We start from the raw sequence: 12,589 nt of genomic DNA, 5'->3' as shown, positions 1-12,589 counted from the left end.
ATCGATCTCCTTTTCGAGGGGATGTCGCAAACGAAAACTGGAAATGTAAGCGTTTGCTGATACTAAAATATCATAGATATAAATTTGGAAACACCCGAAGAATCAGTCATAAAATCATATAAAAATCAGGCATTCGCACAAAGGGACGGAGGAGAAGGTCTTTCGGCTTCAGCTGCGATCGAGTCTTCCTCGCGGACGACCGCGAATCGCAAAAAGTCGACGTCTCGCGAGAACGCAGGTAAAAGCCTGTTCGAAGGGGGCGGCAGACAAAAAACGGCCCTCCGCATGGAGGGCCGTACTTCTTCGATCTGAGTTTCCGCAGAAGGCTGCGTATACCTTCTTCGGCGAAGGTTCGCGAAACGGAGGATGCAAGGCGGGTTCAGATCAGGTTTTCCGGATTGAGTCCTTTCAGGGAGTCGACCACGAACCGTCCGTTTTTGCTGACCCGCACGTCGTCGAAATAGATTTCGCCGCCGCCGAATTCTTCTTTCAGCAGCAGCACGATATCCCAGTGGATATCCGACGCGTTGCCGTTATCGGCATTCTCGTAAGCCTGTCCGAGCGCAAAATGGATGCTGCCGTTGATTTTCTCGTCGAAGCCGATATCGTTCATGATCCGGTTCACGTAAGGGTTGGTGCCGATCGCGAACTCGCCGATATAACGGGCCCCTTCGTCGGTATCGAGCAGCTCGTTCAGCTTGACGTTATTGTCGCTGCGGCAGGACACGATTTTCCCTTTTTCGAACGTGAACGACAGATCTCCGAAGCTCTGTCCCAAGTAGGAAGAGCGGGTGTTGAACGTGATCGTGCCTTCGACGGAATCGCGGACCGGAGCGGTATAGACTTCGCCGTCGGGCAGGTTGACTTTCCCGTCGCACTTGATCGCGGGAATGCCTTCCACCGAGAAGCTCAGGTCGGTGCCCGGCGCCTTGATGCGCACGCGCTTCGTCTCCGTCAGCAGCTTGGCCAACGGGTCCATGGCGGCGGACATGCGGCTGTAGTCCATCGTGCAGGTATCGTACAGGAACTGCGTGTACGCTTCCGTGCTCATCTCCGCCAGCTGCGCGTAAGCTTTGGTCGGGTAGTTGAACAGAATCCATTTTTTCTTCGTCTGCTCGTCCGTGACCGGCTTGTACCATTTGCGGTAGGCGTCGCGTTTGGCGGCCGGAACGTCGGCGTATTCGGAAACGTTGTTTTCGCCGAGGATGAGCAGGACGGCGTCCATTCGTTTCATCTGGTCGAGCTTCATCGCCGCGTCGAGCTTGAACTGTTCTTCGCTGCCGCCCAGCATCATGCGCCGATTGACGGCATAGTCGCTGACGTCGACGAAGGCATGTCCGCCGGCCTGGTGGATCTCGTCGATAAACGGCGCAAGGATATCGGCGTCATGCACGTCGAGCGCGCGGATCAGCACGTTTTCCCCCGGCCGCACGTCGGCGGAATAATGCACGACGGTACGCGCGAGCTGCTGTAATCTGGGGTCTGTCATCATAAAAGTTCCTCCCGGGCTTCCGTTCGTCGGGCCGGCCCGGCCCTCGAGAAAACGGAGTGCTGCCGGAGCGTTGGAACGGATGTCATGGCTGTCTGTTCGTGGCTGCCTGGTCTGACTTAATCATAAGGCAAAACAGGATAGCTGTCTGCCGGCAAAAGGAAAACCGCCCGGCATCGTGGAGCGATGCGGGCGGCCGAAGTCGGCATTTTTCGTAAAATGGCGTTACTGCGCCGGCTGTCCGCTTACGCTTCCGCCGGTCTTCGTGATCGTGTAGGTCACCTTGTCGCCGCTCCAGAAGTGGAACGTCAGCGTAACCGCTTCGTTATCGCGCACCTCGTTCAGCAGCGTCTGCGTCAGCGCAATCTCGCCGCCGGCGTAATCCGGGTCGAAAGTCCGCCCGAATTCCTTGAACGACGTCCAGTCGTTCGGTCCGGCATTGCCTCCGGATACGTATACGGCTTCCATCGTGGCGAGCTTGTCGCCGCCGAAGTCGGCCGGGATGGCAAAGTCCGCCGCTGTACCGCTCGCGGCTTCCAATACCGGCGTCTTATGCACGGTCAGATAGAAATTCCAGTCCGGGCCTTTGGTGAAGCCGGCGGTCAGGACGGAATTGACGCCCAGCTTGCCGGGCGAGGTCAGACGCTGCAGCGTGGCCGCCGGGATCGTCAGCGTTTCGCCGTTCAGGCTGTATTCCTTGTTGCGGACCAGACGTTTGCCGTCGGCTTTGAGCGACGTCAGCTTGTTGCCGTTGAGCTGCAGTTGGATGACGGCATCGGTTACCGTTTCTCCCTGGCGCAGCATGATCAGATCCGTTTCGGCCACGGCCGAACGCTGCTTTTGACCCGAGCGGATGATTTCGTACAGTTCGGGGTCGGACCATTTGTATTGGGTGCGGCTGAAATGCTGTCCGTTGTCCCACCACATGCCGGTCAGGCGTTTTTCTTTCAAATAATAGGTCAGGAATTCGAAGAACTTCAGTTTTTCTCCCTGTTCGACGACATCGAGGCCCTGATCGAAACCGAGCAGGCCGTATTCGCCGACGATGACCGGAATGCCTCGGGCCGTAAACGTGTCGTACACGTTGTCGAACGTCGTGACGATATCGTTACGGGTCGTTTCGTCGAACGTCGTCGTGCCGGCGACGTTCACGCTGAACGGCCAGTAGCCGTAATAGTGAACGGTGGCGATCAGGTTTTTATCGTCTTTCAGCTGCTCGAACGTTTGATACAGCGCGTCCATGCGTTCCTGGGAAGGGGATGCTTCGAGCGTGGACAGGACGAGCGGTCGGGTCGCGTTTTTGCCGCCCGAACTCCGGACGATCTCGTGGAACGACAGGTTCAGCTCGTCGAGCATCTCCTGCGCCACCGCTTCGTCGGTCGTGCCGCCGTCCGTGAAGCGCGGCTCGTTGACGCTTTCGAACGAGAGCTTGTCGGATTCGTTTTTGAAACGCTCGGCGATCTGCTTCCATACCGCGTTATAGCGGGCCAGCGTCTCGTCATGGTTGCTTTCCATCTTGCTGATCCATACCCACGAGTCGTGATGCACGTTGATCAGGACGTACAGGTTTTCCGTACGGGCCCAGCCGACGACTTCCGCGACGCGGTCGAGGTAAGCGGGATCGATCTTATAATCCGGAGCCGGTCCGATATGGTTATCCCAGGTGACCGGAATGCGGATGCTGTTGAAGCCCTGGCGGGAGATCTGCTTGATCAGTTCGCGCGTGACGCGCGGATTGCCCCAGGCCGTCTCGTCGGCGCCGACGGAATCGAGCGTGTTGCCCAGGTTCCAGCCGGGCTGCATACGGTCGACGTAAGTTTGCATCTTGCTTTTCGGCGGATTTTCCGCGGCGGAAGCTTTACCTGCGGCGGCGGGCAGCATCGAGAGCATCAGCACGGCGGCGAGCAGCACGGCAAAAGCGGGCTTGAAGCGTCTTTTGAACATGTGAACCTCCTTGGGGGTATGTAAGTTCTGTGACAGTGCGCGGCCAGACATTTTTGTAACCGCTTTATCCTTTACCCCGTCAAACTTGCGGTGAATATAAAACGTTATCGAAATGAAGGGTTTTTCAAAAATAAAATCGTTTCTCTCAAATCCGGAGCAAAAAGTCGCAAATTTTTCGGCGGGGCTTTATATTCGGAATCGATTTTCCGATAAAACAAGTACTGGAATTTGCCTTACATTTCATGGATTTTATTCACAACAGGGAGAGTGCAGAACAGAATGAAAAAATTCAGGCTCAACATAGGCGCGAAAATCGGAGTCGGCTACCTGCTCGTGATCGTGGCCTTGGCTGCCGCCATTCTCATCGTGCGCGGCCAGATCGACAAGCTGGAGAACGAGATGAACTTTATCGCTGGTCACGACATGGACGTTCACGACCGCATCAGCCAGATCTCGAAAAGCGCGGTCGACATGGAAACGGGCCAGCGCGGCTTCATTATTACGGGCGAAGATAAATACTTGGGTCCATATAACGCCGGCAAAGAATCCTGGCAGCAAAATTACAACGCGCTGTACGAACTGGTGTCGGATAATCCGGCCCAGCAGGAGAAATTGAACGAAATCAAAGCCAAGATCGAAGACTGGATTCAAGTGGCGGGCGAAGCGACCGTGGCGATGAAGCGCGCGGGTGACACCGAAGGGTTGAACCAATTCTTCGTGGACGACCCGGGCAAACAGGACATGGACGTTTTCCGCCAACTGGTTGACGGCTTCGTGACGACGGAAAAAAATCTGACGGAGAAGCGCGTAGCCGATCTGCATAACAGCAACCAGACGCTGGAAGGACTGCTTCTCATTCTGCTCGGCGTCGTCGTAGTCGTCGCGCTCCTGCTGGCCTGGTTCATTTCTTCGGGCATCTCGCGCAGCGTGAGAACGGTGACCGGCACGATCCGCGATATCGCTTCTTCCGGCGGCGATCTCACGAAGCGGATCGAAGTGAAAACGAGCGACGAGATCAAGGATCTGGGCGAAGCGACCAACCTGCTGCTGGCCAGCCTGCAGGATATGATCCGCGACCTGAAAGACAACACGACGCAGCTGATCGGCGCTTCCTCCGCGCTGCAGCAGGGCGCGCAGGAGAACTCCCGCGCCGTCAAGGAAGTGACGACTTCGATCCAGCGCGTGGCCGAAGGTTCGGAACGTCAGGTATCGCAGACGGAAGACATTTCCGCCGTCATGCAGCAGACGATCACCGGCTTGGAACAGGTGGCGGAAGCGACCTCCGACGTGGCCGAACTCGCGAAGGAAACGCGGGGCGTGGCCGCCGACGGCGAGCAGCGCATCAAGCGCAGCGTCGCGGAAGTGCAAAGCGTGGCCGATGCCTTCCTGAGCATTCGCGGCAGCGTGTCGGAACTGGCGGAACGTTCGAACGAAGTGCTGTCGATCACGAGCTATATTTCCGAGACGTCCAGCCAGACCAACCTGCTGGCGCTGAACGCGGCGATCGAAGCGGCCCGCGCCGGAGAGCACGGATTGGGCTTCAGCGTCGTCGCGTCCGAGATCCGCAAGCTCGCCGACCAGTCGTCCCGTTCGACGCAGGACATCAGCCGCATCATTACGGCCATGACGAGCGGCATCCGGGAGATCGTCGACCTCGTCGAAGCCAGCTCGGGCAGCGTCGATCACGGCGTCGCTTCTCTCGGCGACGCGGGCAGCGCGTTCGAAGCGATCGTCGAGCGAGTCAATTCGCTCAGCGGCCAGATGGTCGAAGTGGCCGCGACCGTCGAACAAATGTCGGCGGGCTCGCACAGCGTCGGCACCTCCGTCATGGAAATTACGCGCGTGACGGAAGAGATGGCCGCGCTGACGGAAGAAGTATCCGCCATGAGCGAAGAACAGGCCGCTTCCATGAGCGAGATGGAAGGAACTTCGCTCCGCCTGAAAGAAATGGCCGATTCGCTGTCGGACATCGTGGAGAAATTCAAGATTTAAGCGAAAATACCGAAAGAACGTAAGCAAGCCTCCGGCGCCGCGCCGGGGGCTTTTTGTTGTTTGCGGGTTACACTGTCCGGTTCGCGGGCTCCGGGCTCTCCATAGCTGCGAAAAAGCACTTATTTTCTTCCGAAGCGCTTTTTTTGGAGAAATAGCTGCAGGAGAGCAGCTATTTGGCCGTAGGAATGCTCTTTTCCTCCTTTTTTTGTGAAATAGCTGCTCTGGTGCAGTTATTTCTAAAGGATGTCCGTCAATTCGGCATTCGGCGGAGCATGCCAACCGGCAGCCCGGTCAGGTTCGACAGACAGAGCAAGAAAAGTTCGGAACTCCTCCGTATGCTCCCTTATAATGAAGAGAGCACACGGAATTTGAGGAGGAAACGGTTTATGCGAACCCGACTGATCCTGGTGGAAGGCCTGCCGGGCTCGGGCAAGACAACGACGGCGGAGACGATCCGGAGGCTGGTGGAAGAAGGCGAACCGGAGACGGATGTCCGCCTGTACGAAGAGGGAAGAACGGATCATCCCGCCGATTACGAAGGCTTCGCTTATTTGACGGACAGCGAGTGGAGAGAGCTGGAAGCGGCGCTTCCCGGATGGACGCGGCAGCTGAAAGCGGAAGAGAAGCGCGAATCCCTGATCGAAGACGGCGGGACGCTGCTGGCCTATCGCTCGATTCGGGAGCGTACCGGCCGGGATCTGCCGGAGCCCGCGCTTCGCGCCATCGAAGGACGAGATGTTTACGAACTGCCGCTGGGGCTGCACATCGAGCTTATCGCGGCGGCCTGGAACCGCTTTGCGAAGCAGGCGTCGGCATCGGCGTCGCGGGGCGGCGGCAGCGTCGCGTACATCTTCGAGTGCTGCTTTATTCAGAATCCCGTGACGATGGCCATGATCCGCTGCGGCGCGGAACCGGAGACGGCAATCGGCTATGTAAAGCGGCTGGAAGAAGCCGTGCGCGAATTGAATCCGCTGGTGGTCTACGCCGATCAGCGGGATGTCGGGAAAACGTTCCGGCGTGCGGCGGAGGAACGCCCGGGCGAATGGTCGGACGGGTTCATGGACTACTATTTGAATCAGGGCTGGGGGGCGGCCAACGTAAAGCTGCCGGCGGACGGCGAAGCGGCCGGTTCTTCGCGCGAATCCGCCATCGCCGGGACGATCGAGGTGCTTCGCGCGCGGCGCCGGCTGGAGGAAGAGATTCTCGGCCGGCTGGAGATTCGAACGGAGAAGTTCGATAACTCCGCATATGACGAAGAAGAACGGACGGCCGCGCTGCGCCGCATGCTGCGGAACTGAACGCTTTTTTCGGATCGAGAGGGGAAGGAAGATGAAGAACACGGATATTCGGCTTGTGCCGCTCGCGGCCGACGATGCCGACGCGCTGCTGGCATTCGAGCGGGCAAACCGCGGTTATTTCGAACGCTCCGTTCCCGGACGGGGAGACGCTTATTACGAGCGGGATGGTTTTGCCGCGCGGCATGCCGCGCTGCTGAACGAACAGGCGGAAGGCGGATCGCGGTTTTACCTGGTCAAAGACGGCGAAGGAACGATTATGGGACGCGCCAACTTGAACGATGTCGATCCGGCCGCATGCTGCGCCGAAGCCGGTTACCGGATCGGCGAGCGGTTCTCGGGCCGCGGACTGGCCAAGCGGGCGCTGACGCTGCTGATCGCCGAAGCGTCCGCCGCCGGTCTGGAACGGCTGACGGCCAAAACGACGCTGTCCAATCCGGCTTCGCGCCGCGTGCTGGAGAGCTGCGGGTTCGAGCAAACGTCGGTCGAAGAAACGCCGTACGAACTGAACGGGCAGCCGGTCGTTTTTGCGCACTATACGCTGGAGTTGGAACGAAGCTGACTTCCGAAGGAGGCTATCAAGCATGTTTATCGTAAATGTCGAAGGGGCGATCCGCAGGCACGGACGCTGGCTGCTGATCAGACGCGGCGCGAAGGAAGAGCATGCGGCCGGCACGCTGGCGCTCGTCGGAGGCAAAGTCGAAGCGGAAGGCGCTTCGGCGGACGTATTGGAAGAGTCGCTGCGGCGCGAGATTAGGGAAGAGGTCGGCATAAGCGTCGCGGAGCATATGCGCTACTCGCACAGCACCTCGTTCGTGACGGACCGCGGCGATCCGGTGGTGAACGTCGTTTTCGCCTGCGAGTGGACAAGCGGAGAGGCGTTTGCGGCGAGTCCCGAAGAGGTGGCGGAAGTGCTGTGGCTGACGACGGAGGAAGCGTTCGATCGCGCGGACGTGCCGGAGTGGACGCGGGAGAGCGTGCGGCGCGCCGAGAACGCGCTGGCACGGCGGTGAAGGATTTACTCTAACGAATGCAGGAGAGAAAAGCAAAAAGAAAAAGCTGCCGGTGCTCGATTGAACGAGCGCAGGCAGCTTTTTTGTGGGAATCGGACCCGAAGTTGCGATGATAATCGGCGGTTCCGGGATTCAAGCGAAGCGAACAGACGGCTCTTCCCCGTCCCGGCTCCACAGCTCCCGGAAGTATTCGCTTCGCTCCAGCAGCTCGTCGAAGCTTCCCTGGTCGACCAGCCGCCCGCCGCGCATCAGCAGAATGCGGTCCACGCTGCGGATCGCGTGCAGCCGGTGGGCGACGATGATCAGGGTCCGTCCGCGGAAACGCTCCAATACCGTTTCCATGATGATCCGCTCCGTGATGTTGTCCAGCGCCGAGACCGGCTCGTCCAGCACGATCATGCCGCGGTTCTGAGCGAACACGCGGGCAAAGGCCAGGCGCTGTTTTTCGCCGCCGGACAGCTTCGCGCCGCGTTCGCCGACCGGAGTGTCCAGACCTTCCGGCAGACTGCGCGCTTTCTCGCCGAACCGGGCATCATCCAGCGCCCGGTACAGCTCCGCCTCGTCCGCCGGTTCGTCGAAGACCAGATTGCCGCGCAGCGTATCGTCGAATACGGGCGCATCCTGAGAAATGTAAGAGAGGCGGGCGTACAGGCTGTCCAGTCGGAGTTCGTCGATATCCGTTCCGTCCAGCAGGATGCGTCCCGAATCTTTTTTCAGCAGGCCGAGCATCAGCTTCACGACCGTGGATTTGCCGCTTCCGCTGAGGCCGACGATCGCGACGGACGAGCCTGCGGGGAGCGCGAACGAGACGTCCTGCAGCAGCGGAGGCTCTCCCTCGCCGTAAGCGAAGCGGACCTGGTCAAAAACGATCCCGCCGCGCAGTTCCGCGACTTCCCGGCCCTGTTCCAGATTGCGGTCGGCGGGCGCGCTCAGATAACGCTCGAAACGCTCGTATGTCAATCGGTCCAGCTTATAGTCCACGTAGATCACGCTCAAGATGGCGATGGGCGAATATACTTTGTCGATCAGCAGCAGCAGGGCCAGTACGACGCCGACCGTCGTCCCGCCGGCGGCGGCGTCCCGAATGCCGAGTGCCAGCACGACGATTTTGATCAGAATGACCAGCAGCTCGAACAGCGCGAAAAAGGATTCGTGAATCATGCGGATCCGTACATTTTTGCGGACGATATCCTCGGCGGCGGAGGTCAGCTTCCCGATCTCGTGCCGGTAGCGCCGGTTCAGCCGGAAAACGACCAGCTCCATGAATCCGCGCACGGAATACCGGGAACTTTTCTCCTGGCTTGCCAGCAGCGATTCTTTGACCGAGTAGAGGAAGCGCAGCAGCAGCCGCGTCAGAATGAAGACGATCACGTATCCGGCCAGAACCGCGAGCATGACCGCCGGGCTGTAGAAGCCGATGAACAGCAGGCTGAACAGCATCGCCGGCAGCAGCTCGTGCAGGATGCGCAGATAGAATCCGTACACGATACCCGCTCCGGCCTGGGCTCCGTTTTCGATCGTTCGGATCAATTCGCCCGTGCCGAGGCTGCCGTAAGCGAGATAGTCCATGCGGGAGATCCGGGACAGCGCAAGCAGCTTGAGACGTTCCGCAATCCCTACGGGAAGCGCCGTCTCGGGATATTCGGTCAGATAGTTGAAGACGGCGCAGACCGCCAGCAGGCCGCCGTAGAGCAGCAGCGTGCCGCCCAGCTCGCCGAGGCCGGAAGACAGGGGAACGGCGTCGATCAGACGCTGAAACGTATGAATGCCGTAAGCTCCGAAGAACTGCAGCGCGAAGCCGAGGAGGATATACAGCAGGATTTGTTTTTTGAACAGGGAGACGCAGGATTTGAGCACGATGAAGCCGCCTTTCGAAATGGGATGAAATGCTGCGCGCAGCAAAAAGAGAATGCCCTGCCGGGCATCGCGTCGAAGAATGAAGAGTTTGATCAAAAGGGCGGACTTCCCCCTTGATAGCCGGTACGCGTTTTGATCCGGCCCGAAACTCAGTTACTTCGAACGATGCGGCAGAACATTCTCCGATTCACCCCGTTTGGAAAGATGCGTTTACTATAACAAAAAAACGGAAACCGGTAAAATCGAAAAAAACTTTCTCCCTTTTGCAACTAAATGATTCGGCCGAGCGTCATTAAAAGAGAAGGCGGCGGGCGCGAAACTTTTTTGCGGCCATACGCGTATAAGTCTCCCATGTGCGGCGTTCGCGCCCAATCGATTGGAGGCTAAGCGGAATGAAAAAAACGAAATTCAATGCGGCAGCGCGCACATTGGCGCTCCCGCTGGCGACGATGCTGATCTTGGCGGCCTGCGGCGAAGCCGACAGCCGGGATGCGGCGGCATCCGACACGGAAGAAGCATTCTCCTCGGCGGCCGAGGACAGCGCGGAAGCGGGGACGGATACGGCGAAGGCGAACGAGGAGGAAGGCGGCAGAGGTACGCCGATTACTCCGGGTACGCCGATCAAGCCGGGCAAAGCGATCGAACCGGGGACTCCCATCAAGCCGGGCAAAGCGATCGAACCCGGAACTCCCATCAAGCCCGGCGAGCCGATCACTTTCGGCACAGGAGACGAGCCGGTGAAGCTGGAGATCGAGGATACGCTGCTGTTCGATTACGACAAAGCGGAGTTGAAGCCGGAAGCTTCAAAGACGCTGGACGGAATCGTCAAGGCGCTGAAGGAGTTGGACGGCGCTTCGGTCGAGATCCAGGGGCATACCGACGACCGGGGTTCCGACGATTACAACCTGGATCTGTCGGAACGGCGCGCGCAGGCGGTGCTTCGCTATTTTGAAGAAAGCGGGCTCGAGAACGTGAACTTTACGGCGGCAGGTTACGGCAAAAAGCAGCCCGTAGCCTCGAACGATACCGAAGAGGGACGCGGACGAAACCGCAGGGTCGATCTGGTGGTCGCTCCCGACTGACCGCTTCGGCCCGGGACCGCGTCCGAAACGTCCTCCGCCCCGAAACGATAAAACCCGTTCCCCGGCTCATGCGCCGGAAGGAACGGGTAAGTGAAAAGTATTTAGTTGGATGAGTACATAAACGACGATCAGCTTTCGATCATTTGGCCGTAAGTCCAGTCGCTCGTTACGCGTTTGGCCGTCACATAACGATTGGCCCAGTACGAGTTGGACAGGCTTGCGATGCTGACGCCTTTGCTGCTCGAAGAGTTGGCGAACTTGCCGTTGCCGACATAGAATCCGACATGCGAAATGCCGCGCCCCGTCGTGTTGAAAAAGACGAGATCGCCTACGCGAAGATTGGACTTCGATACGGTAGTGCCCTGCTTGGCCTGGCTTGCCGCGGTGCGGGCCAGCGTAACGCCGAATTTTTTGAAGATGTATCTGGTAAATCCGGAACAATCGAAACCTGATGTGGTGGTGCCGCCGTATTTGTAAGGCGTTCCTGCGACTTGACTGACTGCGGTGTTGATCGGCATGGAGCTGGCTGCGTATGTACTCGCTGCCCCTGAAGTGAATACAATGGCTGCTCCCAATACGGAAATGACTAGCTTCTTCAAAAAAGTTTTCCCCCTGATGCCTACGGAGTTAGCTAAGGGTTCGGTGGAAGGAATTTCCCTATACTCCCTCTGGAACAAGAATAATTCACCCGCGATGGTTCCCCCGTTTTCTTGCGAAAAAGAAATTCGGCATTTATTAAGATTTTGTAACTATTGATACTTTACCTTACTGCCTGCTGATTTGTCAAACTCCCCTGAAAAACTTTCGGTACCGCATGATTATAACAGCCTAATTATGAAACACAAGTGACAAAATTGTAATTAAACCTAGGAAAAACGTACGTATTTGTTACAAATAGCTCTATAGGGTGACTGAGTTAAGCAATTTCGAAGCTTTCGAATAATAGTTTTCGGCAGAAAACGAGTTTTCGAACAGCTTTTTTCAACAATAATTTCGATAAAATATTGAGTTTCACTCTTTCCGGAAAACGAACTTTTACCGATTTATGGGTTAAGAGGAGTCGTATGGGAGGTTGTGGGGATGAAAAGCAAAGAAATCCAAGTTGAAATGGAGCGCCAGCGCAGCATTCTTCATCAGTTGGCGAGCGAATACGGATTTTTGGACAATCGGGTTCTGATGCAGTCTCAAAAGCTTGACGAATGGTTGAACAAATACGAACGTCACAAAAACGGCTGAAGCGGCTGCGCTTATTTGGGGGCGGCCGCATTTTCGACTTCTTCGGTTTCGGGGTATACTGAAAGAGACGGAACGGAAGAAGGAGGAGAGCGCGAAATGGCTATGGAGATCGAACGCAAATTTTTGTTGGACCGCAAGCCGGACGAACTGATCGCCGAAGGGGCGTTTACGCGCCGGACCCGGCAGGTGATCGAGCAGACCTATCTGGCGCTGGACGAACAGCAGGAAATTCGCGTGCGCCGACTGGTCGATGCCGACACGGGCGCGGTCGAATATACGCATACTTTCAAGCAGGGCAACGGAATGAGCCGGGAAGAGGTCGAATATTCGATTACGGAGAGCATTTACGAACAGCTTTTCCGGGCATCCGGCGCAGTACCGCTGACGAAGACCCGAACGACCGGCGAGTGGAACGGGATCACGGTCGAACTCGACCGCTACGATCAATTGAACCTGACGGTGGCGGAGGTGGAATTCGATTCGCTGGAAGAGGCGGAATCGTTCGTTCCCCCGGAATGGTTCGGCGAAGATATCAGCTCGAAACGCGAGTACAGCAACAAAAAAGTCTGGCGAGACCTGCAGAACCGAAAATGAAGCCGATAGGACTCGGGATTTCCGAGCATGCGGGTTTAATGTAAGAGGAAGCAAAGCGTCCGCCATCGAAGTCGAAGCCTTGTCCGC

General features: G+C 57.7%; 11 protein-coding genes and 1 riboswitch. Of the genes, 7 read left to right on the top strand and 4 right to left on the bottom strand.

From position 1 onward, the window contains the following. Positions 1-379: 379 nt before the first annotated feature. Both GYN08_RS07765 and GYN08_RS07760 read right to left on the bottom strand, forming a co-directional pair. Complete coding sequence (locus tag GYN08_RS07765; protein ID WP_166273827.1) at positions 380-1,489, bottom strand: aminopeptidase; 1,110 nt, start codon at positions 1,487-1,489, stop codon at positions 380-382. A gap of 225 nt (positions 1,490-1,714) precedes the next feature. Then, positions 1,715-3,433 (bottom strand): cellulase family glycosylhydrolase, encoded by a 1,719-nt coding sequence (locus GYN08_RS07760; protein WP_166273611.1) that lies wholly within the window; start codon positions 3,431-3,433, stop codon positions 1,715-1,717. A 279-nt stretch (positions 3,434-3,712) separates the two neighbouring features. Between GYN08_RS07760 and GYN08_RS07755 the strand changes: the two genes are divergently transcribed. The 4 genes from GYN08_RS07755 (at position 3,713) to GYN08_RS07740 (ending at position 7,733) form a co-directional block, all read left to right on the top strand. Further along, positions 3,713-5,425, top strand: coding sequence for a methyl-accepting chemotaxis protein (locus GYN08_RS07755; RefSeq protein WP_166273610.1), 1,713 nt, complete (start codon positions 3,713-3,715; stop codon positions 5,423-5,425). 386 nt (positions 5,426-5,811) lie between these two features. After that, entirely contained in the window at positions 5,812-6,723 is a 912-nt protein-coding gene (locus GYN08_RS07750) for a P-loop NTPase family protein (RefSeq protein ID WP_166273609.1), read from the top strand. Between the two features lie 31 nt (positions 6,724-6,754). Further along, on the top strand, positions 6,755-7,282 hold the full coding sequence (locus GYN08_RS07745; RefSeq protein WP_166273608.1) for a GNAT family N-acetyltransferase: 528 nt from the start codon (positions 6,755-6,757) through the stop codon (positions 7,280-7,282). A gap of 22 nt (positions 7,283-7,304) precedes the next feature. After that, on the top strand, positions 7,305-7,733 hold the full coding sequence (locus GYN08_RS07740) for an NUDIX domain-containing protein (protein ID WP_166273607.1): 429 nt from the start codon (positions 7,305-7,307) through the stop codon (positions 7,731-7,733). A 132-nt stretch (positions 7,734-7,865) separates the two neighbouring features. On the opposite strand, the gene GYN08_RS07735 is transcribed toward GYN08_RS07740, so the two are convergent. Beyond that, complete coding sequence (locus tag GYN08_RS07735; RefSeq protein WP_235946001.1) at positions 7,866-9,686, bottom strand: ABC transporter ATP-binding protein; 1,821 nt, start codon at positions 9,684-9,686, stop codon at positions 7,866-7,868. 296 nt (positions 9,687-9,982) lie between these two features. Between GYN08_RS07735 and GYN08_RS23935 the strand changes: the two genes are divergently transcribed. Continuing rightward, positions 9,983-10,672 carry an OmpA family protein gene (locus GYN08_RS23935; RefSeq protein ID WP_166273606.1) on the top strand — a complete coding sequence of 230 codons (690 nt, stop codon included), beginning with the start codon at positions 9,983-9,985 and terminating at the stop codon, positions 10,670-10,672. A 128-nt stretch (positions 10,673-10,800) separates the two neighbouring features. On the opposite strand, the gene GYN08_RS07725 is transcribed toward GYN08_RS23935, so the two are convergent. Continuing rightward, complete coding sequence (locus GYN08_RS07725) at positions 10,801-11,271, bottom strand: C40 family peptidase (RefSeq protein WP_206023651.1); 471 nt, start codon at positions 11,269-11,271, stop codon at positions 10,801-10,803. Positions 11,272-11,273: 2 nt separating this feature from the next. Continuing rightward, positions 11,274-11,413: riboswitch (cyclic di-AMP (ydaO/yuaA leader) on the bottom strand. Between the two features lie 339 nt (positions 11,414-11,752). Between GYN08_RS07725 and GYN08_RS07720 the strand changes: the two genes are divergently transcribed. Next, positions 11,753-11,908 (top strand): aspartyl-phosphate phosphatase Spo0E family protein, encoded by a 156-nt coding sequence (locus GYN08_RS07720; protein WP_166273605.1) that lies wholly within the window; start codon positions 11,753-11,755, stop codon positions 11,906-11,908. 96 nt (positions 11,909-12,004) lie between these two features. Continuing rightward, positions 12,005-12,502: a CYTH domain-containing protein gene (locus GYN08_RS07715; protein WP_166273604.1), complete on the top strand. Its 498-nt coding sequence runs from the start codon at positions 12,005-12,007 to the stop codon at positions 12,500-12,502. Positions 12,503-12,589: the final 87 nt, after the last annotated feature.

Origin of the sequence: Saccharibacillus alkalitolerans (assembly GCF_011090185.1) — a bacterium.
Classification (GTDB): Bacteria; Bacillota; Bacilli; order Paenibacillales; family Paenibacillaceae; genus Saccharibacillus; species Saccharibacillus alkalitolerans.
This window is presented reverse-complemented; position numbering and strand designations above follow the sequence as displayed.

Coding starts and splice junctions, on each gene's coding strand:
- GYN08_RS07765 (WP_166273827.1), bottom strand. CDS start 1,489: ATGACAGACCCCAGATTACAGCAGCTCGCGCGTACCGTCGTGCATTAT.
- GYN08_RS07740 (WP_166273607.1), top strand. CDS start 7,305: ATGTTTATCGTAAATGTCGAAGGGGCGATCCGCAGGCACGGACGCTGG.
- GYN08_RS23935 (WP_166273606.1), top strand. CDS start 9,983: ATGAAAAAAACGAAATTCAATGCGGCAGCGCGCACATTGGCGCTCCCG.
- GYN08_RS07750 (WP_166273609.1), top strand. CDS start 5,812: ATGCGAACCCGACTGATCCTGGTGGAAGGCCTGCCGGGCTCGGGCAAG.
- GYN08_RS07760 (WP_166273611.1), bottom strand. CDS start 3,433: ATGTTCAAAAGACGCTTCAAGCCCGCTTTTGCCGTGCTGCTCGCCGCC.
- GYN08_RS07720 (WP_166273605.1), top strand. CDS start 11,753: ATGAAAAGCAAAGAAATCCAAGTTGAAATGGAGCGCCAGCGCAGCATT.
- GYN08_RS07745 (WP_166273608.1), top strand. CDS start 6,755: ATGAAGAACACGGATATTCGGCTTGTGCCGCTCGCGGCCGACGATGCC.
- GYN08_RS07715 (WP_166273604.1), top strand. CDS start 12,005: ATGGCTATGGAGATCGAACGCAAATTTTTGTTGGACCGCAAGCCGGAC.
- GYN08_RS07755 (WP_166273610.1), top strand. CDS start 3,713: ATGAAAAAATTCAGGCTCAACATAGGCGCGAAAATCGGAGTCGGCTAC.